Source organism: Rapidithrix thailandica (assembly GCF_039710355.1).
Lineage (GTDB): Bacteria > Bacteroidota > Bacteroidia > Cytophagales > Flammeovirgaceae > Rapidithrix > Rapidithrix thailandica.
This window is the reverse complement of record NZ_JBDKWZ010000019.1, coordinates 99,617-122,924: the sequence shown is the minus strand read 5'-3', so window position 1 is coordinate 122,924 and position 23,308 is coordinate 99,617. Positions and strand designations below refer to the sequence as shown.

At 41.1% G+C, this 23,308-nt stretch carries 12 protein-coding genes; 2 read left to right on the top strand and 10 right to left on the bottom strand.

What is annotated here, in order from left to right:
• Positions 1 to 127 precede the first annotated feature (127 nt).
• The 9 genes from fabD to AAG747_RS24575 form a co-directional block, all read right to left on the bottom strand.
• Entirely contained in the window at positions 128 to 2,437 is a 2,310-nt protein-coding gene (fabD, locus tag AAG747_RS24615) for an ACP S-malonyltransferase (protein ID WP_346823912.1), read from the bottom strand.
• Between the two features lie 64 nt (positions 2,438 to 2,501).
• A complete protein-coding gene (locus tag AAG747_RS24610) occupies positions 2,502 to 3,527 on the bottom strand; it encodes an acyltransferase domain-containing protein (RefSeq protein ID WP_346823911.1) in 1,026 nt (341 codons plus the stop codon).
• A gap of 158 nt (positions 3,528 to 3,685) precedes the next feature.
• Positions 3,686 to 7,501, bottom strand: a complete 3,816-nt coding sequence (gene uvrA / locus AAG747_RS24605) for an excinuclease ABC subunit UvrA (protein WP_346823910.1) — start codon at positions 7,499 to 7,501, stop codon at positions 3,686 to 3,688.
• A gap of 54 nt (positions 7,502 to 7,555) precedes the next feature.
• On the bottom strand, positions 7,556 to 8,932 hold the full coding sequence (locus tag AAG747_RS24600) for an MATE family efflux transporter (protein ID WP_346823909.1): 1,377 nt from the start codon (positions 8,930 to 8,932) through the stop codon (positions 7,556 to 7,558).
• A 1,308-nt stretch (positions 8,933 to 10,240) separates the two neighbouring features.
• The gene (locus tag AAG747_RS24595) at positions 10,241 to 11,680 is read right to left on the bottom strand and encodes a S41 family peptidase (RefSeq protein WP_346823908.1); all 1,440 of its coding nucleotides are present in this window, start codon (positions 11,678 to 11,680) and stop codon (positions 10,241 to 10,243) included.
• On the bottom strand, positions 11,677 to 13,461 hold the full coding sequence (locus AAG747_RS24590; RefSeq protein ID WP_346823907.1) for a serine hydrolase: 1,785 nt from the start codon (positions 13,459 to 13,461) through the stop codon (positions 11,677 to 11,679). The genes AAG747_RS24595 and AAG747_RS24590 overlap by 4 nt, the downstream gene beginning before the upstream one ends.
• Positions 13,462 to 13,647: 186 nt before the next feature.
• Positions 13,648 to 16,077, bottom strand: coding sequence for an ABC transporter permease (locus AAG747_RS24585; protein ID WP_346823906.1), 2,430 nt, complete (start codon positions 16,075 to 16,077; stop codon positions 13,648 to 13,650).
• A gap of 302 nt (positions 16,078 to 16,379) precedes the next feature.
• Positions 16,380 to 17,069, bottom strand: coding sequence for an ABC transporter ATP-binding protein (locus tag AAG747_RS24580; protein ID WP_346823905.1), 690 nt, complete (start codon positions 17,067 to 17,069; stop codon positions 16,380 to 16,382).
• A 105-nt stretch (positions 17,070 to 17,174) separates the two neighbouring features.
• Positions 17,175 to 18,428 (bottom strand): efflux RND transporter periplasmic adaptor subunit, encoded by a 1,254-nt coding sequence (locus AAG747_RS24575; protein WP_346823904.1) that lies wholly within the window; start codon positions 18,426 to 18,428, stop codon positions 17,175 to 17,177.
• Positions 18,429 to 18,914: 486 nt separating this feature from the next.
• Here AAG747_RS24575 and AAG747_RS24570 point away from each other — a divergent pair, with 486 nt between their 5' ends.
• Together AAG747_RS24570 and AAG747_RS24565 are read left to right on the top strand one after the other, a co-directional pair.
• On the top strand, positions 18,915 to 20,303 hold the full coding sequence (locus AAG747_RS24570; protein ID WP_346823903.1) for a sigma-54-dependent transcriptional regulator: 1,389 nt from the start codon (positions 18,915 to 18,917) through the stop codon (positions 20,301 to 20,303).
• A complete protein-coding gene (locus AAG747_RS24565) occupies positions 20,293 to 21,648 on the top strand; it encodes a sensor histidine kinase (protein WP_346823902.1) in 1,356 nt (451 codons plus the stop codon). The genes AAG747_RS24570 and AAG747_RS24565 overlap by 11 nt, the downstream gene beginning before the upstream one ends.
• A gap of 184 nt (positions 21,649 to 21,832) precedes the next feature.
• Here the strand turns inward: AAG747_RS24565 and AAG747_RS24560 are convergent, their stop codons facing one another.
• Positions 21,833 to 23,281: a TolC family protein gene (locus AAG747_RS24560; protein ID WP_346823901.1), complete on the bottom strand. Its 1,449-nt coding sequence runs from the start codon at positions 23,279 to 23,281 to the stop codon at positions 21,833 to 21,835.
• Positions 23,282 to 23,308: the final 27 nt, after the last annotated feature.

The window sequence follows — 23,308 nt, the reverse complement described above, 5'->3', positions numbered from 1 at the left end:
TCCCAGGTTTAAGCTGAAACAGGGTTTATTCCGTTAAATCAAGAAATTATTACCCGTGTAAAATCATTGCCGGATGCAATAACCAATCATCAAACGGTATTATAAAGTGAAAATCTATCCACATGATTTAGTGCTTTACCAACTCTTTTTTGTTCTGATAGAAACGATCCAGGTAGTGTGCACATTCCCCCATCATCTTATCCGCGATTTCATCAACATTTCGTTGTCTCCAATTTTCCAGAGGTGTACCTTTTACCCACTCATTAAATGCACCCAGCGCAGGGCCACAGTGAATCTGATAATCAACTTTATTGGCAGTGTCTCCCTTTAAGGCCAACTGGGTGGAATAGCCAAAGTACCATTTGAAAATAAGAGCCATCTTCTGTTTAGGATTCTGCTCAGCCTTTCGTATAGTCTCGGCCTCTCCCCCTTTATATACTTTCACCTCTTCGAATACTTCGTCAAATGATCGCTTAAAGTACCGCTGTTGAAGTTGATTTTTGTCTTTATCGCTAAGCTCGTCAAGCCCCCCGTGTTGTTTATACAATTCCAGAAGCTTGTTAGCCCGGGCAGGGAAAAACATTCCCTTTTTCAGTACTTGCACTTTAGCGCCTAGTTCAAACATATCTCCGGCAGGCACATATTCGGTGTCCTGCACATTCATTTTTTGCAATAAATCTTTAGCCGCATCGCTTATTCCCGACTGCACTGTACATTGGTTAATAGATCCGGTTAACACAAAATCCACCCCTAATAAAAACGCTGCTGCCATGGCCTCGGGAGTACCGATCCCTCCTGCAGCTCCTACCCGTATTTTCTTTTTGTAAGCATAAGTTTGCATCAACCGGTCACGCAATCTTACTATCACCGGATACAGAGTCAGTGCGGAACCTTGGTCGGTATGTCCTGCCGAATCGGCTTCTGCACATACATCATCCGCCACAGGGACCTGCTTGGAGAGCGCTGCTTCCTCGTCCGTAATTTTATGCTCTTGCAATAATTTTTGCACAATGTAATCCGGAACAGGGCTCATAAATGCTTCGGCTACTTCAGGTCTCGATATTTTAGCCATTACCTTATTGCCAATCAATACCTCTCCATTTTCAGCTCTTTTTAGTCCTTTAATCCTAAAATAGGCAAGGGCCGGTGTAATACCCATATAAGCAGAGGCTTCAATTTGATGAATATTATGTTTCAGAAACATCTCCACGGTAATCATCTCCTTTTCAGGAGAGTAAAGATTATGCAGAAGATTCATACCAAAGGGCAAATCGTCTCCAAGGGCATTTTGAATACTGATTATGGCTTCTTCAATGGTGTCAAGATCAAGCCCTCCGGTTCCAAAAAAGCTCAAAATACGAGCCTTCCCCATGCTTATCACGAGTTCTTTAGAGGCTATACCTCTGTACATGGAGCCCGCCACATATGCATATTTCACTTTGTGATCTTTGATAAACTCCGGACACCCCAATTGTGCCGGTTTCAGTTCAGCGCTTTTTACTCCCAAGCCATTCCCTCCTATCGTTGGTTTCAGCGTTTCGTTCAACCGCTCTTTCACTTCAAGATCTTCTTCGGACTCCATGGGTATCACCATCGGATTCTGCTTTATGTAGCCAGTCATTTTGGTAAGTACATCACCGGGACCTGTTTCCACAAATTCAGCCACTCCTTGGCCGATCATGTAACTAATACTTTCATACCACTTTACTTCATGGTCCAGTTGGTCGGTTAACAGTTGCTTGAGATTCGCCTCCTTGTACGGACGGGCCGTAACATTTGAAATTACGGGTATCTTGGGCGGAGTGAAATCAAATGGTTCAAGAAAGTTGGCTAATTCCCCCTTAGCTACTTTCATATATCGCGAATGAAATGCACCGCTTACGTTTAATGGAAAATAGAGCTTTGCTCCGTTCGCTTCAAATACTTTTTTAGCTTTTAAAATATCTTCCCTTAACCCTGACAGTACTATCTGATCGGATGAATTATAATTGGCAATATCTATGGTATCAAACTGAAAATCTGTGAGAATACGGCTAATCCGATCTCTATTCAGTCCTATGACGGCAGCCATTCCTCCCCCCTTGATTTCGCCCATGATCTCAGCCCGCTTTTTTACCAGACGCAGCCCCGTTTCAAAATCATACACAGACGCAGCAAACAAGGCATTGTACTCTCCCAAACTATGCCCTGCCAAGTAAGCAGGAGTGTCTCCTGATTTCTTCGTTTCCAGAAACTGCAAGGCATTGACTACATAGAGAGACGGCTGTGTAAACTGGGTTTGACTCAGTTGTTTCTGAGGGTCATGTATACAAAGCTCCGCAATATCATACCCCAAAATATCACTCGCTTTGAATACTAATTCCGGATATTTATCAAATAGATCAATACCCATTTTTTTCTTTTGCGAACCTTGTCCTGGAAAAATATATGCCTTCATTAATATTGTTTTTTTAAATCATAAAAACGATTAGACCTGTAGTAATGCCAGCAAACTTCCTTCGCTATAGTTCATAGTTTTGTACCATTTGACGTCCGTACAAAGCTTGAGATACAATGTTCTTTAGATTTTTCATACCACAACTCCGCCAAGGACTCAATGTAGCATGTGCTTGAGACGCTGACCCTTCTTGTTTTAAAAGATTGATATAACCGGTAAACTCACCGGACGGACTGATATCGATATACGTTTTGGCTCCAAGATCTTCAAGGTATTGTATTGACTCCTGAAAGTGTATGGGCTCTCTAAGCAAGTCCCACCAATATTGTTGGTTAATTTCCTTCAACTCCTGGCCATAAACCGCAGAGACAAATGTAACAGCTGGCTTTTTGTAATCCATAGGATTAATTATCGACTGATAACGATCATATAACGGATCCATATGATGGGAATGGTAAGGATACAATACGGGCAATTGATGATATACGATGTTATGAGCTGACAAATATTGTTTTATCTCCGCCATAGCCTCACTGGTGGCGGCCACAACAAATTGTTTGAGATTTGCCTTGGACTTTGTACTTACCAAGCTAGAACGGGTATACAGCAATGGCACTCTGTAATACGCTACGGGATCATCTAAAATAGCCAACATTCCTCCTTTCGGAATCATCTCTTCCACCAACTTGGCTTGATGGATCATTTTAGTAAGGATATCCAAAGGATCGGCAATTTCACTCACCGCAGCGGCAACACTCTCTCCCAAACTGTATCCACAAACAGCATCCGGTTTCAGCCCAGCCTGTATCAGTGTTTGCACTAAAGCATACTGCACCATGAAAACGGCCGGATGAGAATAAAGCAATCTATCAAAAGGTTGGCTCCGACCCACCTCTTGATTATACAAATAATCAATAACGGAGGAGCCTATAAGACGTTGAGCCTGCCTATCGAGATACCTCATTGTATTCCGAAAGACATCGCTTTCCGCCATCAACTCTTCTCCCATATGATGAAATTGACTGCCTTGACCAGAAAAAAGAAAAACGACTTCACTTCTGACGGGCATACTTTCAGATAAATGGTCCATCAATGCAAAATTCTTGTATTCATATAAGATCACATGTAATTACATAACAGCCACAGTATTCTCAACTACTGCATTTAAAGCAAAGGGTAAATACCCCACCTCAAAGAGTAGTTCCGGAGCAGGGTTATCAGAACGTTATCCTGAAACCCTGATCACTTTTACACTTCTTCCATTTGAAAATAATCAGCGTATTCTTTCAATGCTTGCCCCGTATAACTTCTTTCATTATTGATTAAGTCTCTTGGATGGCATTGCCCTACTACATTGCCTCCTTTTTCCCCACCTTCCGGACCGATATCAATGACCCAATCGGCTGTTTTCACCACATCCAGGTTATGTTCAATAATGATAACCGTGTTTCCTAATGCTACCAGTTGATGCAATGTGTATAAGAGTTGTTGTACATCGTGAAAATGTAATCCGGTAGTAGGTTCGTCCAATACATAAACGGCATTTCCTTTAGAGGGACGGCTTAATTCTTTGGCCAGCTTAATTCGCTGTGCTTCCCCCCCGCTAAAGGTAGTAGCACTTTGCCCCAACTTAATGTAATCAAGACCGACCTGTTTGAAGGTATTGAGTATCTGTAGAATCTTTTTATGCCCTTTGAAAAAGGCTATTGCCTCCAAAATATCCAGGTCCAACACTTCAGAAATGTTTTTCTCTTGATAAGTAACTTTGAGTATTTTGGAATTGAAACGTTTACCTCCACACTCAGGACAAGTTACCCAAACATCGGCCAAAAAGTGCATTTCTACTTTCACTTGACCTTGCCCCTCACACACTTCACATCTGCCCGAAGCCGAATTAAAACTAAAGTCAGCGTATTTCAACCCTTGCTCCTGTGCCTCTTTTGTTTTAGAAAACACCTTCCGTATGTCATCAAATAGCTTGGTATAGGTTGCCGGATTGGAACGGGGGGTTCTTCCGATTGCCTTTTGACTAATATTAATCACCTTGTCCAGGTATTCCAAGCCATCAATACTTTCATACGGCCCTGCTTCAACAGTACTATTGTTTAACTTTTGTTCCAGCACCGGCTCCAATGTACCGGCAATCAGACTACTTTTACCACTTCCGCTTACTCCGGTCACGCAGGTCATTTTACCTATTGGCAGTGATATGCTCACATTTTTAAGGTTATGCAACGTAGCTCCTTTGAGTGTAAGCCATCGCTCTGAAAATATTTCCCTGACAGGCTTTTGATCGCCAGAGACCACCAGTTTACCACTGAGGTATTTACCGGTAAGTGATTCCAGGTTTTCCATTACTTGTTGCGGAGTACCTTCAGCCACGAGTTCACCTCCGTGAACACCCGCTTTTGGCCCTATGTCAATCAACCAATCCGCCTCTTTCATAATCTGATCATCATGCTCCACTACCAGTACACTATTTCCTATATCCCGGAGTTTGAGAAGAGTTTTGATCAGTGAACCTCTATCACGAGGATGTAGCCCTATGGAAGGCTCATCCAGTACATACAATACTCCTACTATACCACTACTCAACTGACTGGCTAACCTTACTCGCTGCCCTTCTCCTCCTGATAGTGTGGGGGCTGTACGGTTTATGGTGAGGTAGTGCAAGCCAACATCCATCAAAAACAAAAAGCGGTTATACAGCTCCAGCAAGATTTCTTTTCCTATCTCATAACTTATTCCATCTATAGACTCATAAAGTCCTTTTACCCAAGCCACCGCTTGCTCTATTGAAAGCGAAGAAACTTCTGATATGCGGTACCCCCCGAGGGTAACATTGTATGCTTCCCTTCTCAACCCTGAACCACAGCAAGTGGTACAAGTCTTTTGATCCATATAAATGCTGTAACGCTCACGGTTGGTTTTCGAGTCACTGTCAAAAAACAATCTGCTGAGTTCCGGCACCAACCCTTTTACGGTTCGCAAACTGGATTTCATTCCCAGAGAAGACGGCATAGCTATCTTTTCGCTACCCGACCCATAGAAGATCACCTCGTGAAACGATTTTGGAAGGTCTTTCCACGGGGCATTGATATCAAGTCCATAATGTTCGTAGATAACATCCAAAGGTCCGGTGGGCCAGGATGAGCGATTATTCTCCCGTAAATTACCAAACCATTTCAATGCACCGTCTAAGATACTGAGGTCTTCATTCTCTACAATTAGCTCTGGTTCTATGCGCTGTAAAATGCCCAAGCCTTTACAATCCTGGCACATTCCCAAAGGAGAATTAGCACTAAAATGCTGAGCACTCAACTCAGGAAATGGAGTCGCACAATTAGGACAAGTCAGTTTTGAAGTAAAGAGCAATTCATCGTCACCATGGATCACGGTCAAGAGTTGCCCGCTATAATCATATAGCTCTTTTATGCTTTCTGCCAATTGCTTTAACTTCTCATCCCGGTTAATACTATCCAGCTTTTCAAGCGTGCATTTACTCCAAACCAGCTCTACAGTATTGAGCTCAGAGGGTGACGGTATTTCCTCAATATCTACATTTATACGCTTTCCATTTACCCTAAATTCCGAAAAGCCTTTTTCCTGATATTCTCTAAACAACGCATTGTTATATTCCCGCTTTTGAAGCACTAGGGGTGCCAACATTTCTACTGTTTCACCTTCAGGAATATGGTCGTACAGTTTGCTTGCGATTTGCAAGGGCGATAAAGGTATAATTTGACAACCACATTTTGTACAGTTTTTCTGTCCTACCCTGGAATATAACAAGCGAAGGTAATTTGACAACTCAGTGATTGTGCCTACGGTAGATCTGGGATTATTACTCAATGTCTTTTGCTCTATGGCGATAGAGGGATTGAGGCCATAAATAAAATCCACCTTGGGCTTCTCCATCTGCACCATATATTTTCGTACATACAAAGACAAGCCTGACATAAACCTGCGTTGACTTTCCGAATATATCGTATCAAATGCGATAGACGACTTGCCACTACCACTTACCCCGGTAATTACAACAAGTTTATTCTTGGGAATCGCCAGATCAATATCCTTTAAATTGTGCTGCTTGGCCCCTTTAATTTGAATTAGGTTCGGATCAATTTCTACATTCTTCACCTCGGAGCTATTGATTTCCCGAACCTTGTGACGACCATCATTGGCAATCACCATCCGCTTTTCGCTCTGCTCCATTGTTGGGACTGTACGTTCCTGCTGCCCACTGTGCTCTTCCAAAAAATGATCTGCAGGTCCACTTATCCACGTCTCACTTTGATAAAAGTCCCTTATTTTACCCCATGAAACATCGTTGTCGACAATAAGAGTTGCCAGCAAATCGAGTTTTTTATAATCCTCCTGCCTCAGCTCCTGTTTGGATTTGTACCCCCAAAGAACAGCCCATGGCATTAGCTCTATTTTATTCAACGCGGCAAAATCCCTCAGCATATTGCTTCTTATGAAAGCTATACCTCTCTTCAGATCATATCCAAAAAGGTTTTCATCCGCTTTGTTTTCCCGGCACAACTGCCATGCCTTCCCAGATTCAATAAAACTACCGTCTTTTACCCTACACGACTGGCCCCCTTGCGCCTCATTCGCCAACATACCATCCACCTTGATCCACTGTTCTGTTTTGCCGTCCCAAAACTCACACACCCAATGGTCTGAATAATAACCCTCTGCTATATACGAAGCAAATCCGCATCTTATCCGGGCCGCTATATTTTTATGAATCAGCACACTACATATTAGTAAAGCATACTCGCGAGCAGTACACACGAGTTTATTTTTCACCTCCCGCTTTTTATTTAAAGGACTATTATCGAGTTCGTTTATTGCTTTAATTATATCCCGGGCTAAAAACAAACGGCTATTCTCCTCCATCCTATTAGCCTTGGATACTGCAGAGAAATGAACCAACAAACCTTGAACTGCCATACAAACATCATTGACTTCCGATGGCAAATCGTCTAAAAATGACGTATACTCTTTGGGATTTGTAGCCGGACTATGGACAGAATAATACTTTATCCTTTCACGCATATTGAATTATTATATAAAATAATGTACTTCCTAATCAATTATCAAGTGGTAAGGCTATGCTGCCTGCATTGAAGAAGATGACTTCCTCATTTTATTGACATAACTTGAACCCCATACCAATCCAATAACCAGCACCAACACGTTGGCACCACCTACGGAAAAAAACACACCGGCAACCCCCATTCCCCAAATAAAAACCAGTGAATAAGCTAAGGGAATAGACACAACCAGCATGCGTATTACTTCAAGTATCACTCCGGGCATAGCCCGCCCGGTAGCCTGAAAAGTAGAGTTAACCACAATGGTAATTATTATAGCCACATAGGTGAGAGACAGAATCCGAACTTGCATGACACAACCATCGATCACTTCCGGTACATTGGTAAAAAACGAGAATAGATACGGAGCGACAAGATTGTAAATGCCCACACAAATCAGTCCCATAAACGTCACCAGTACGATGTTCTTTTTAAAGATTTCCTGCACTCTGGAAGCATTGCCTGTTCCATGATTCTGACCTACCATCGTCAAAGTGGAACTACCAAAAGCATAACCGACAAACAACAAGAATTCATCCATTCTGATTACCAAAACCCAAGAGTTCATTGCCGTTTCACTGATAGAACCAATGATAAAGTTCATGACCATACTGGCGATATTGATAATCAGAATACTAGCGACATGCGCCATACCAATCCGGAGTATTTCCTTAATAATTGTCGACTTGGCTTCTTTTAACTGCCAACTCAAAGGAACGTTATTTTCCTTTTTCTTAAAGGCCCCAAGCAAATACAAAAAACCGACAAATATTGCTATTGAAGTAGCGATAGCACTTCCCGCAACCCCCATATCAAGTGTAAAAATAAATATAGGGGATAGTATGATGTTTAATACTGTTGAAAGCATCATGGAAGCTGCATAATGCTTTACTATACCTTCTCCCTGAAAGATCCCCAACATCACCTGATTAAACAACAAGAAGCATAAACCCGGAATTATATAATATAAATAATCAATTCCTGCCACGATAGCAGATCCGGTGATTTCAGCCCCTGCCAACAACTGAATAATTTCACGACCAAAAAGATAAAATAAAACCGCTGATACAACAGCCATCAACAAGGCGATCAGCACCCCTGAGCTGGAAACCTTATCCAGGATATATTTATTCCGCTCTCCTATTGCTCTTGCCACCAATACACTAACCCCTGTAAACATCCCTATACCCAAAGCCAAATACAGCATGTAAATAGGAAATACCAGCCCCATACCACTAATCAAAGAAGTGGATTCCTTATCCAGCATTGACACAAAGACCAAATCCACAATACCATAAATCAAAGATAGTATTTGCCCAATCATCACAGGCACAGCCAACTTAACAGAGGTCGGAATTATAGGACCATTCAGGATTTCATCATTCTCTTTCATCTAGCTTTAGTTTGGTTTAGTTGAGTTTCAATTTGCACAAACAATACAATACAGTAAGCACTACCAGACAATACATACCCCTCCACAACAAGCAACTAAAAGTCACTTTATTCAGAATTCATTTTCATCTTAAAAACAGGCATTACCAAGCAAGACACAGCTTCGCCAAAGCAACTGACAATATCAGCCCTTCAATACAGATTCATTTGACATAAAATACATTTTAAGTTAAGTAGTCAAACAAAAAAGATCATATTTTTATTACAAAAAACTTGTATCATCAGGCAGTACACAGCTCCGCCATAGTAGCTAACAACGTTAGTCCTTCAATAAGGTAGTTTTCACATGCAATATACCTTAAAATAAGTACTTAATCAAAAAAAGATCGTGTTTTTACTATAGAAGTATTATAAGCAATAATAAGTAGTTCATCTTAAGCAGCACAGTTAATTTACCCCTAAGACATATTTGAGACGCTAATGTACCTTAAAATAAGTATTTAAACAAATAAAAATATTTTATTTTATAAAAAAATAATAAGTATTACAAGGCATTTTATTTTCTCTTACATAAAGGAATAAAGCTAACTTTTCACCTAAAAACACCAAAAAAATAAAGATACCTTAAAATAAGTACTCAAGCAAAAATAATATTTTATTTATTTACAATAAAAATAAGTATTACGAGGTAATACACAACTTTTACATTGTGATTGATCAAGCCCACTTGATCATAAAAGATTAGAAGCACAAGGTATCTTAAAATAAGTACTTAGTCAATAAAAAATTTGATTTTTTATATTTAAAAAACAGGACCATATACACAAATAACTCATAATCAATATTTTAAAAAAATAAAATAAAAAAACCTTTGTTTAACATTTGAAAATCAACGTTCATTGAATATAAGAAAAAATACCCAAAAACCACCTTTGCAACAATTCCATTCAAAATAGTTTTTATACCATTCCAGTATAGGGTTTGCATGAAAAAGAGCTATAAAAAGTATACGGAATTTTCAGCCTTCTAAACAGTCAAAACTGCTTCTTTCCCCATTCAATCAACAGCAATACCCCCATTAAATTTGTCTCTCTGAATTGATAACTACGCGATTACCCATCCAGCTACATCAATAGGAATTAAAAAACATACCGTATTCAAAGGAAGCACTAACAATATAAAGAGAGACAAAATTACTTAAACAATACCACTTTATAGGTAACCTTGTAGCGCATTTGCATAAGAAGTTTTGCCCAAGAAAAGGAACTTTGACTTTGGAATAATTTAGATTGCATGACAGATTCAAAATTTACTCTTTACTTTCAATCAACTTTACAATACTTCTGACAGCCTCCATATGTCCTTGCAAAATAGTTTCACTTGAAAACACTTCCCTCGGAATATCTACCTCCACCCCATTAACCTCGTATACAGCTCCTTCCGTTGACTCGTATTTCCCATTGCTGCAAGTCAAATAAAAACCCCCGATATTCTTTCCTAACATATTGGATAAAATCCCTAAGGTTCTACTGCCTACAAGGGTGACATGGGGCAAGGCTTTCATTTGCATGGCAAAGGTTTCGGCTGCACTACGGCTGATATCTGTTGTGAGCAAATAAACTGGCTTACTATAGGTTTCTGTTGCGGGAATCACATTAAATGTACTGGTTTCATAAAACTCTCCCCCGTAATACGTGTGCAAGGTATACGCCTGAACAGTTTCTTTCGTAAAATAACTAGCAATAGTAAGCCCGGCCGCATCATACCCACCGAAGTTAAAGCTAATATCAACGATCAAAGCCTTTGTATCCCGTAGCGCTTTCATGATTTCTTGCATAGAAAAATTCAAGGAATCCATATGTTGTTTTCTAGGTAATGCAGGTGACGCAAACCCCGTAAGAGAATGAATATGTATATAACCAATATCCTCTTTTACAAACCCCCATTCGATTTTCCCATTGGCTACTTTTTTGCCTTGGCCAAGCAACAAGCTATCGCTGATGTTCTTATAATTTGTCTCAAAAAACAAGTCGAAATACTCATGGCTATTTTCGATGGCATTTTGCTTTTCAAATGCTTCCCAAACCCGTTTTGCAGAAGGCGTAACGGCATATTGATGTTTTCGTCCGTCTTTGGCAATAATTTTAGTGTGTTGGTCCTTGGTCATGGAAACCACTTCCCCCATTCTTTGAAAAAGTTCTTCCAAACTGGTAGCCGCTGAAATGCTTGTCTGGTACTGTTTTCTGATGTTGGCCCAGTTTAAATCGCGCTCCCGGGCGAACGCATAATTACATTCCAATGTTTCCAAAAACAAATCGAAAAGGAATACCGGATCATTTTGCTGGAGCGCACTTAACTCCGTACAACCGCCGGGGAGAGCACGGATCCTTACAAAGATTTTCCGCGCTTGGAGTTCGGTAGTTTTTTCGCCATAATCATGCAAATAGAGATGAAGAGTATCTCCCTTTCTGGAAAAGAGAGCCGTAGAGTGGAGCAACTGAGTCCAGTATCCCTTCTTTTCTTTATAACAATAGCTCTTTGTATAACTATACAAGGCCATACGATCGTTGGTGGCATCCAAAAGATACCCGTTTCCGATTGACTTCCAAACCCCCTTTAACTCGGGATGAACGGTTTGCTTATCTGAAAGGAAGGCAGGTTCAAGCTTTCTATTGCCAGATACCTGACCTGCACTAAAGCGGCACCCCAAAAAGATGACACACACAAAAGGAAGCAAGTACATGTTCATATTTTATCCGAGTGAAAGTTATGATTATAAGGAATGTAATTTTGCCATTGCCAAGGGGTATAGACATCCCTGATTGCCACGGATAAAAGCTCTTTGAAAATGCTTTCGCCATTATCACTATTGGTCATGATTAAAATCCCTTTCCCGGCTTCCGGAAAGAGAATCGAATAGTGTTGAAAACCATCACCATGCCCCTCTTTAAATGCTCCGAAACCAAAAGGAGAATTTAACAAACCCCAACCCAGGCCGTACCCTAACAAGAGGTCTTGGTAAAGGGTAGTGTCCGTATTCGATAAAGGGCCGAATTGTTTGAGCGAATGCAATTTTATTTGAGGAGTAAAAAGCTCAGCCCAGGATTCTTTTGTAAGTATTTTGCGCTGAAGTACCGCTTCCATAAATTTACTATAATCTTCCACAGTCGTTTCCAATGTACTTCCGCTTCGAGGTTCGTTGTCCGTATCTTTTGGATAAAGCACTCCTGTAGTAGTATGCCCGGCAGCGTAGTCACCTTCAAAGGCTTCTTGCCACTGATAACTTGACCGGTTCATTCCCAGAGGCTTGAATATTTTTTGCTGGGCAAGTTTCTCAAGGCTATGGCCAAGTACCTTTTCCAGCACCACCTGTAAATAAACGAACCCTTCTCCGGAGTAACTATAGCGTGTACCCGGTTCAAACTTCACCCTTAATTGATGATCCGGTTCAAACCAACGCCAATTCGGAAACCCACTGGTATGACTCAAGCACATACGTGCGGTAATTTTTGAATACAAGGTATCTTGTGCCAAACCCGAATAATCATCATGCCACCGGGTAAGCGGCTGGTATTCATAGATTTTCTTGGGTAAATAAGTTTCTAAAGGTGTATCCAAATCAATCACCTTCTCCTCTACCAACTTCATCACCAACACAGAAAAAACAGCCTTACTTAAAGAAGCACCGTACAAATTTGTCGAATCACTCAACAAGGATTGTTTTTTATAATCTTTGTACCCAAAAGTTTTCTGATAAGTGATGTGGCTATTTTCAAATACAGTCACACCCAGCCCATGAACTCCGGCATCCCGGATCAATTGTTTGATTTTGGATGTTAAGGAATCTGTTGTAATAAGCGATCCGTCAAGACGAGTGATATTGGGGGATGGTTCAGGATGACATGCACTTGAAAACAAAGCACAAAACGAAATAATGATTGCCCCAAGCTTTTTAAAAGCAGAAGGTTTTCTTGTCCTTAAAAAAGGAATCGACAACGGATAATAACACTTTTGCGAATGAACTGCGGTCACTATATTGATGAGAATAACCGTTAGAGTATAAGGAATAACGGCAATAAATAAGAAAAAACCATAGCCTTCAAGGGTCACCAGAGCTATAAAGGAAAGCAAAAATAAAATGCTCATCGTCATCTGAAAGTTGACAATAGCTCTTCCATGCATATCATATACTTTGTTATGTTTCCGCTTGTGAAGCCAGAGAAACAAGGGAAATAATATATTGCATAAAGGCAGTATCCCTCCCAATACAGGAGCGCTGTGCATCAAGAGCAGCCATTTTTCTTGCGAGGTTTCTGCTTGGGATTTTTTTAAAATCATTAAGTCTTCTACCTCTATTGCCAAAGCAGCCGCAAGTAATTTTACGGTTTGTAAATGTGGTTTTACCTCTCCTTTTTCAATACGCTGTATCGTGCGTATGGTGACTTTGCTTTTGCCTGCAAGCTCCTCTTGCGTATAGCCTTTTCGTTTTCGTTGGTAAATTAAATTTTCAGCAATTGACGGGTATTCCATGATGATCGTTGAGTTTTTTTTAGTAAACATCTTCGTTTACAAACAATTAAACATTTTTTTACAATCATTCAAAAACATTCGGATGACTTACCCAAAACTACCAAAACCCAGGTGCTTTTGTTACGACAAACAGGTGTCATGTTTATGACATTGATCTAAAGTTCAATCTGACTGCGCCTCTAACTATCATTCATCCCGTAAGGTATCCACAGGATTGGCCATCGCAGCTTTAATGCATTTAACACTGATGGTCAAAAAGGCAATTACCACAGTGATCAAGGCGGTTAACAGGAACACCCACCACCGGATTTCGATTCGGTAGGCAAAACCTTGCAACCATTGATTGATAAAATAAAAACTCAAGGGAAAAGCCAAAAGGAATGCAATCACTATCAACTTTAAAAAATCCGTTGATAACATGGCCACTATTTGCACTACATTCGAACCTAATACTTTGCGAATGCCGATTTCTTTGAATCGCTGCTCCGTACTAAACGTTACTAAGCCAAATAAACCCAAACAAGCCACAAATATGGTAAGCAGGGTAAAGACCCTCAGAATGGTATGTATTCTCTGCTCCGTCATATATACCTGATTATACAGATCGTCAAGAAAGGCATATGTAAACGGTTCTTCTACATCAAACTCATTCCAAAGGGATTTGATGCTTGATATTAGTCCGGGCATATCTTCCCCCCCTGTTCTTATGATGAGTCCGGGGTTAGGTTTATTCAACATGATTAAAGGAGCAATGGGTTGATGTAAAGGTTTGAAATGAAAATCCTTGACGACTCCAATGACTGTAAGCTCTTTTCTACTTCCCTCCAAGTCTGTCCACATGGTTATGGTTTGTCCGATAACATTATTGGTAAAGCCATAAAGCTTTGCAGCCGTTTCATTGATAATCACATTGCCCGATTCCATACCATATTCTTTTGAAAAGTTTCTCCCCTTTACTAATTCCATTCCCATCGTAGAAATATATTGTTCGTCTACATGATAAAAAGCAGTCCGTCTCATATCGTATGAACTCTGGTGAGGTTGAACCACCGAAATTGTACTGTTAGAAGGCCCTACGGGAACAAAGCCTGACCTCGTAATACTCTCTATCCTTGAGTCTTTCAGCAGCTCCTTCTTGAAAACCCCCTCTTTCTCACCCAACACCCAGGAATTTCGGATCACCATTATTTGGGCTTTATCATATCCCATTTCCTTGTTTTGGATAAATGACATTTGCTGATCTACTATAATGGTGGCGAAGATGAGCCCTGCCGATACCACAAACTGGAAAATGACCAAGCTGTTACGTATCCCTTTACCCTGCCCGGTGTGACTAAATCTATTTTTCAGAGCGGAAATTGGGTTGAACGAAGAGAGAAAAAAAGCCGGATAACTTCCCGCCAAGAGACTGATACCTACCCCCAACAGGAGCAAAAAAGAAATCACTCTCAGGTTTGCGATATACTCTATTTGAAATTCTTTCCCGGAAAAGTCATTAAATAAATGAAGGCTCAGTAATACCAGAACCACCCCTAAAGATATTGCTAAAAGTATCACAACAAAAGACTCGGTCAAAAACTGAGCAATCAACTGCCACTTGTTTGATCCCAATACTTTTTTGATCCCCACCTCCTTGGCTCTTTTTGAGGCACTGGCAGTAGAAAGATTTATAAAATTGATACAGGCAATAAGCACGATAAATACCGCTATCAAACTGAAAATATACACGGATCTGACATCTCCTCCGGGCTCCAGTTCGGTGACAGAGGTAAAGTCAGAAAATAGATGAATGTCCGTTAAAGGCTGTAGGAACAAGCCTACCCGGTTGCCCTTTTCTTTAAATTGCGTATAAGAAAGACCTAAGGATTGTTGCAATTGGGGTCCCATGTATTTCTCTACAATCAATGGTAATTTACGCTCTAATGCTTTGTAATTATTTTGTTTATTCAACAAAAGGTAATGATGGTAACCATGTGATTGAACCCAGTTTAGCTCCTTTGAACTTGCCAAACCTTCCATCGAAGCAAAAAAATCAAAATGAAAGTGGGAATTGGCCGGTATATTCTCAATTACCCCGGTCACTTTATATTGCTGATTCCAATCTTTGAATTCCAGTATCTTACCGATGGGGTCTTCCTCTCCAAAATACTTTTCGGCTTGCTCACTGGTGATCACAATCGTATGAGGTTTTTTCAAGGCTGTTTGGGGAGCTCCTTTGAGGAACGGCAGGGTAAAAATGCTGAAAAAAACCGGATCTACAAAGGCCAGTTTATTGTCTCTGAAGGTTTTGTTGCGGTAAGATATACGGGGGCTGCCGGAATCACAGAGGCGGGCACTTTGCAACACTTCCGGAAACTCACGCTCTAAGGTCGGGGCCACCGGTGCGGGGCATACTGCCTCTTTCACTATTTCATCATTGATTTTGCCCTTCAGAACTACCCGGAAGATTTGATCGGCTTTTTCATTATAACAATCGTAACTTAATTCATCCGTTACAAAGAGTGCGATAATAAGACTGGTGGCGATGCTTAGCCCCAAACCTATGACATTGATCGCAAACAAAGCCTTATTCTTCGAAAGGTTTCTCCGGGCAATCAGTAGATAATTCTTCATCATGATTCAAACAAATTTGCTGTTTTTTTATTCGTATCGTAATGCTTTCACCGGATTGGACAAAGCTGTTTTCAAACTGATGACCATTACAAGAGTAAGTGTAATAAACAGCAATAAAACCGGAGGAATTATAAAAACCTCCCATTCCTGTGGCATACGATAAGAGAAGTATTCCAGACAACGTTTAGCGACAAAAAGATGGGAATTCCAATGCAATATGCACAGAACAGTAACTTTCCTTTTACGTAAAAAGAGTACCCCCTCCTAAAATAGATTGACAGGTTTAAGTTAACCTGAGTTTTGGTTTACACATGAAACTGCTCCCGGATATTTTCGGAAACGACTCGCCCATCCAAGAGCCGGATGATCCGGTGGGCATAATTAGCATCGTACGGTGAGTGGGTAACCATCACGATGGTAGTACCTTCCCGGTTCAGCTCCGCCAAGAGGTGCATGACTTCATCTCCATTGGCCGAATCCAGGTTGCCGGTCGGTTCATCTGCCAATAGCAAGGAGGGAGCGGTTACCACCGCCCGGGCAATCGCCACCCGTTGTTGTTGTCCGCCTGAGAGTTGCTGGGGAAAGTGGTTCCGTCTGTTCATAATGTTCATTCGCTTCAGCACCGATTCGGTTTTTTTCCTCCGTTCTTTGCCAGGGATTTGCAGGTACAACAAGGGCAGCTCCACATTTTCATACACAGTTAATTCGTCAATGAGATTAAAACTTTGGAAGACAAAGCCAATGGAGCCTTTGCGCAAATCACTGCGTTGACTTTCGGAGTAACGGGCCACTTCATGATCGAGGAAATAATATTCTCCACCGTTGGGGTTATCCAACAAACCCAAAATATTAAGCAAGGTGGATTTGCCACAACCCGAGGGTCCCATAATGGCGACAAATTCTCCGGTTTGGATTTCTATATTCACCGCATCAAGAGCAGTAGTTTCCACTTCTTCTGTTGTGTATACTTTACTTAGTCTTACCGTTTTTATCATAAATACAAACGTTTATATGGGTAATAACAGCCCCTTTTCCAGAAGGGTAAATCCCTGTTTTTGAGATGGATATATTTCATCAGATGTAATTACCTTCTTTTCCGATCATTTTAAAATCAGAATTTCATACTTGTCAAAATCGGCATAGCTGGAAGTGATCACATGGTCTCCCGGTTGCAAGCCTTCCAATACTTCGTAATTTTCGTAATTTTTGCGCCCCAAACGGATCTTGCGAGGCATTGCTTTTTCACCGGAATCATCCAACACAAAAACCCAATTGCCCCCTGTTGATTGAAAGAAGCCTCCTGCCGGCAGCAATAAAGCCCGTCCCGGATGACTCAATTCTATTCTGATTCGCAAAGACTGTCCCCGTTTGATTCCTTCCGGGGTATCCCCCTGAAATTCCATATCCACCTCAAAACTTCCCTGTGAAATCGTAGGATATACTTTGGTTACCTTCAAGCGATACACTTTCCCATACGGGTTTACATAAGAAGCCTCCTGCCCTACATTGATGCGAGACAAATACAATTCATCTACTTGTACCCGGAGTTTAAAATCATCTACTACATCAATTTGCCCCAAGCGTTGCCCCTGTTGTATCGATTGCCCGATTTCCAGTTGCTCGGAAGCAAATTGTCCCTCCCACGGAGCTTTGATTACCAAATTATCCAAAATCTTTCCCACAGCTTCCAGGCTTTTCCACATACGGGCTTCTGAGTCATTGAGCTGCTTGAATTGTACAGCCTTTAACTTTTGTTCCTGTTGATAAGCAGCCGTGAGAATTGCTTTGCGTTTGGTGTGGTACTCAAAGCGTTCTTGGGACTCTTCAAATTCCTTTAGTGAAATGACCTCTGCCTCATACAATCCTTTTTGCCGTTTAAAATCAGGCGTAGCGAGTTGTAATTGGTAATCGACTTCAACCAATTCCTTTTCCAGGTTTTGAATGTTTTGGTTCAACAACAAACGGGATGTTCGCAAATTATTAATTTGCTCATACAATTGTGCTTCCCGGTTGAGTACTTCCAGTTGTAAATTAGAATTTATAAGGGTAATTAAAGGAGTGCCGGCTTGAACCATCGCACCGGTTTCAATATTCAACTCCTGTACTATTCCCCCCTCAATGGCATCCAGGAAATAGGATTCTATAGGCTGTACAAGCCCCGTCTCCGGGATCCATTCCTGAAAGTCACCTTCCTGTATTGTGGCAATCGTAATTTTACTGCTGTCTACTTTTAATTTGGAGCGGTGCTTTGCAAAAACCAAAGTGTATAAACAAATGAATACCAACAAAACACTCCCACTAAAGAAAAGTATTTTTCGGGATGTCCATTTTTTCTTTTTTAACTGGCGGTCCATAATCGGTAAATGCTTTTTCGTACCCCACAAATGCCAACAAATATACCAGTTGTAATTTGGCCTGTTTTAGGGGATTTTCTTGACTTATTTGCACGCTAGCGTACTAATTTGTTCGCTAGCGTACGTTTCAATTGAGTTCGTGAGGCTGAAAAAGCTCTGTTATGAACAGGTATAGACTTTGCCTTGATATTCATAAACGGACTTTACCGAAACAAGCACCCTAAATACAGATGCACTCTCTGATACCAGACGAGGCTGTCCGAAAAGTATAAAAAGGAAAAACCTTCATTTAAATATTTCAAGAAAAGGGAATTTCGGACAGCCTCTTGAAAAAGAACTCGTTCTTCAAAACTGAAAAAAAAGCACGCTGATTTTGGTAAACACCGAATAGATTGTCTGTCAGAAACTTAAAGAAAGGTAACTTGGTAACAGTAACAAATTACCTGACCGGAAACAAAAATCTCTCACACAAACTCAAACGATGCTATGCTTCAAGGAAAAATATTGGTAATCGATGATGATGTAGACGTACTGGATGCGGCCAAGCTTTACTTGAAACGCCATTTGGCCAAAGTCGATACCGAAACAGACCCTCAAGTGCTTCCCGATCTATTGCACAACGAAAGTTACGATGTGATTCTGTTGGATATGAATTTCACCAAAGATGTCAGTAGTGGCAAGGAGGGGTTTTATTGGTTAGATCAAATACTCAAACTGGATCCCTCTGCCGTAGTCGTCTTGATTACCGCTTACGGTGATGTGGAATTAGCCGTCAAAGCGATCAAAGAAGGTGCCACCGATTTTGTGGTCAAGCCCTGGGAGAATAAAAAACTCTTGGCCACTGTGCTTTCGTCCATGAAATTGCGAGCGTCCCGCCTGGAATCCGAAAAATTGCGTTCCTGGCAAAAACAAGTCAGTGCCGATATGGACTATCACTATCAGGCCATCATCGGTCAAAGTGCCCCGATGCTGCAACTGTATGAAACTATACGGCAAGTCGCCCGCACAGATGCCAATGTATTGATCCTGGGAGAAAACGGTACCGGAAAGGAATTAATCGCCCGAGCTATACACCGCAACTCCCAACGGTCAGAAGCGGTATTTGTAAATGTAGATCTGGGTGCTTTGAGTGAAAATTTATTTGAAAGCGAGCTCTTCGGGCATGTCAAAGGGGCTTTTACCGATGCCAAAGAAGACCGTCCCGGACGTTTTGAAATTGCCTCGGGAGGTAGTATTTTTCTGGATGAAATCGGCAACCTTTCAATATCCATGCAAGCAAAATTGTTAAGCGTTTTGCAAAGTAAAAATGTGGTCAGGGTCGGTTCTAACAAGACCATTCCGGTAGACGTAAGACAGATTTTTGCCACCAATATGGACCTCTATCAAATGGTGAAAGAAAAAAGCTTTCGGCAAGACTTGCTTTACCGTATAAATACCATTGAGATACATGTTCCTCCCTTAAGAGAAAGAGTTGAAGACATCCCCTTACTTGCCGAGTATTTTTTACAACAATATGTAAAAAAATATCAAAAAAATATCCGCTCCCTTAGTGAGCCGGCTCTTAAAAGAATGCAAAAATATCCCTGGCCCGGCAATGTGCGGGAGTTACAACATGTCATGGAACGGGCGGTAATCATGAACAAAGGTTACACCTTGCAGGCTGAAGACCTGTTTATCAATGTCCGGCAAACATATGAAGCGGAAGGCCAAGATAAGGAAAGTGTGGTCATTTCCAACTTTAACCTCGAGCATGTGGAAAAGATCATGATCCAGAAAATATTGAGGAAATACCATGGGAGTGTGACGCAAGCAGCCCGTGAACTGGGGCTCACCCGTACGTCCCTTTACCGTAGAATGGAAAAATATGACCTTTAATCACTTTAGAGTCCAGATTCTCTGGAGAATTCTCTTGTTGGCACTAACCTTTGGCGGCTGTACGTATTTCACTGTCTCTGAACGGTACTTATGGACTGGCTTGTGCGGTATAGTTTCTGCCATCATTGTCTATAATCTTATCTATTATATGGAGTCTACCAATCGGAAAGTTGCCTTCTTTTTAGAATCCGTAGAGAGCTCGGACTTCACTGTTAAATTTAGCAAAGACAGTCAATTAGGAAAAAGTTTCAGAGAATTAAATGAGGCATTCAATAAGGTATTAGAGGCGTTTCGCCTGGTAAGAGCTGAAAAGGAAGAAAACCTGTCCTATCTTAATACTGTAGTGCAATACGTAAGGGTGGGGCTGCTTTCGTATGATTATGACGGAAAAGTGGAGCTATACAACAATGCCGCTATTAAATTACTGGAAACTCCTTACCTTAGGAACATTGCCGAACTGGAAAAGTATCATCCTACTCTGCTTCAAATCCTGAAAAAAATTCAACCGGGTAGCAATATGCTCCTTCGCCATTCTCAGAAAAACGAAGAACTACAACTCTCGGTCACCGCCACAGAATTGCGATTGCGCGGGAGAGCCTTTAAGTTGGTTTCGTTACAAAATATTCAACCCGAACTCCAACAAAAAGAGGCGGAAGCCTGGCAAAACCTGGCCAAAGTATTGCGACATGAAATCATGAACTCTATCACTCCGATCACTTCCTATATAGAAACGCTTAATGAAATATTGGAAGAGGAATTGGCTAAAAACAATTCCCCTCAATTAAACAGCCAAACCATTCAAGACATCACAAAGGCCTTACTCACCATTGAAAAGCGTAGTAAAGGTTTATTACATTTTGTCAATGCCTATCGCAGTTTTTCCAATATTCCGAAACCCAATTTTAGCACTTTCAAGGTAAAAAACTTGCTGGAAAGAGTCGCTCAGTTGTTCAAAGTCGAAGCACAAAAATCCAATATTACCTTGACCTGCAAAGCCCATCCTTTCGATTTGGAATTAACAGCCGACTTGGAATTAATCGAGACGGTTTTAATCAATCTTTTAAAAAATGCCATTGAAGTTACCCATGAAGCCCCAACTCCACAAGTAAAACTGATAGGAGGTATAGGCAGCCACTGCGAAGTGTTTATACAAGTAAGCGACAATGGCCCTGGTATTATCCCGGAGGCATTGGAAAAGATTTTCATCCCTTTTTACTCTACCAAAAAGCAAGGCTCCGGCATAGGACTTAGTTTATCCCGACAAATCATGTATTTGCATAACGGAAAGCTCACAGTAAACTCGGACTTAATGAAACGTGAGACGGTTTTCACCTTGCATTTTTGATGTCGAAGTGAATTCAACTTTTTCTTTTTTTTGAAATGTTTCAAAAACGCCTCCTCTGTGTTACTTTTTTCAACTTTCTACAAACTATAAGAGAAAACAATTTACAGAAAAACCGAAGCTCCCTTCAACGAGCAGAAGGGAGCTTCGGTTTAAATACCGGGTACTTTCTTAAGGAGAAGCTAGTTTAGTGGCGTTCGTCTTCACTCCATCCACCACCTAGTGCCTGATACACACCGACCAAAGCATTCATTTGTTGTTTTTTGGTCTCAACCAATTCAAACTTCGACCCCAATGCATCGCGCTGGGTCATCAACACTTCCATATAATCAGCCCTTGCCGATTTGAAAAGGCTATTGGAAATCGTGATTGAAGTGGTCAATGCCTCCACTTGTTGTTCTTTCAGATCGTAACTTTTTTCAAGGTTACTGATCTTTGATAACCGGTTAGCCACTTCAATGTAGGCAGTCAGAATGGTGCGTTCGTAATTGTAAACGGCCTGTATCTGTTTGGCATTCGCATTCAAATAAGTGGCTTTTATTTCCTTCTTATTGATCAGTGGTGCGGCCAAATCTCCCACCAGAGAAAAAAGCAATGACTCCGGGGTTTTGATCAAGTACGATGGATCAAAGGCTTGCAACCCTATACCTGCGGAAATGCCCAAAGAAGGATAAAACCTGGCTTTGGCTACTTTTACATCTAACTTGGCTGCTACCATATCCATTTCGGCCTGTTGAATATCCGGACGGTTCGCTAAAAGTTGCGATGGGCTTCCCGCATGAATGGTTCCGGGGACTAAGGTGCTAAAAGCCTGAGAGTCTCTGGGAATGGATTGCGGATACCTGCCCACCAAAAAATTAAGCCGGTTTTCTGTCTCAATGATCTCCTGTTGAATTTCATACTGAAGACTCTGCGTACTCAGCATTTGTGCTTCAAATCTACGCACAGCCAATTCGGTCACCTGAGTCGCTTTTTTTTGCAGTTTTACGATCTTCAAGGCATTGCTCTGGATATCAATATTATTTTTCACAATTTCCAATTGATTATCCAATGCCAATAATTCGTAATAGGAGTTGGCAATTTCGGCAATCAGATTCGTCACCATAAAATTCTTTCCTTCTATAGTAGACAGATACCTGGTTACAGCTGCTTTTTTCGCATTGCGTAACTTATGCCAAATATCCACTTCCCAAGTTGCATAAGCCCCAATCATAAAATCTGCCAAAGGCTCAGGCATTTCCTTTCCCGGTTCGATATCGGTGGTAGCATCATTGGCCCCTTTGCTGGTGTACCGGGCAGGCTTCTCCACTCCGGCTCCGGCTCTGATCCCCACAGAAGGTAAATACTCCCCTTTTTTGGCACTGATTTCATTGCGGGCAATTTCAATTTCCCGCAATGTAATATTTAACTCCTGGTTATTTTTCAATGCGGTATCGATCAGTGCATTCAAGTAAGGATCGGTAAAATATTCCTTCCAATTGATTTTTGCCGAATTGGCAGTATCCTGAGCATTGTTATAACGCTCAGGCATTTTCGTATTCGCGTTTCTTTCTACGACTGTTGGCGTTTTACATGCCGTAAAAATTAATGCCATACAGGCAACTCCTACACATTGATATATGATTCTCTTAAGCATTATGGTCAAATTCTTCAGTTAAAGGAA

Bases quoted from the DNA above. Each gene is read 5' to 3' on its own strand.
- AAG747_RS24600 (WP_346823909.1), bottom strand. From the start codon at position 8,932: ATGAAAGAGAATGATGAAATCCTGAATGGTCCTATAATTCCGACCTCT.
- AAG747_RS24580 (WP_346823905.1), bottom strand. From the start codon at position 17,069: ATGATAAAAACGGTAAGACTAAGTAAAGTATACACAACAGAAGAAGTG.
- uvrA (WP_346823910.1), bottom strand. From the start codon at position 7,501: ATGCGTGAAAGGATAAAGTATTATTCTGTCCATAGTCCGGCTACAAAT.
- AAG747_RS24575 (WP_346823904.1), bottom strand. From the start codon at position 18,428: ATGGACCGCCAGTTAAAAAAGAAAAAATGGACATCCCGAAAAATACTT.
- AAG747_RS24610 (WP_346823911.1), bottom strand. From the start codon at position 3,527: ATGGACCATTTATCTGAAAGTATGCCCGTCAGAAGTGAAGTCGTTTTT.
- AAG747_RS24560 (WP_346823901.1), bottom strand. From the start codon at position 23,281: ATGCTTAAGAGAATCATATATCAATGTGTAGGAGTTGCCTGTATGGCA.
- AAG747_RS24585 (WP_346823906.1), bottom strand. From the start codon at position 16,077: ATGATGAAGAATTATCTACTGATTGCCCGGAGAAACCTTTCGAAGAAT.
- AAG747_RS24570 (WP_346823903.1), top strand. From the start codon at position 18,915: ATGCTTCAAGGAAAAATATTGGTAATCGATGATGATGTAGACGTACTG.
- fabD (WP_346823912.1), bottom strand. From the start codon at position 2,437: ATGAAGGCATATATTTTTCCAGGACAAGGTTCGCAAAAGAAAAAAATG.
- AAG747_RS24565 (WP_346823902.1), top strand. From the start codon at position 20,293: ATGACCTTTAATCACTTTAGAGTCCAGATTCTCTGGAGAATTCTCTTG.
- AAG747_RS24590 (WP_346823907.1), bottom strand. From the start codon at position 13,461: ATGGAATACCCGTCAATTGCTGAAAATTTAATTTACCAACGAAAACGA.
- AAG747_RS24595 (WP_346823908.1), bottom strand. From the start codon at position 11,680: ATGAACATGTACTTGCTTCCTTTTGTGTGTGTCATCTTTTTGGGGTGC.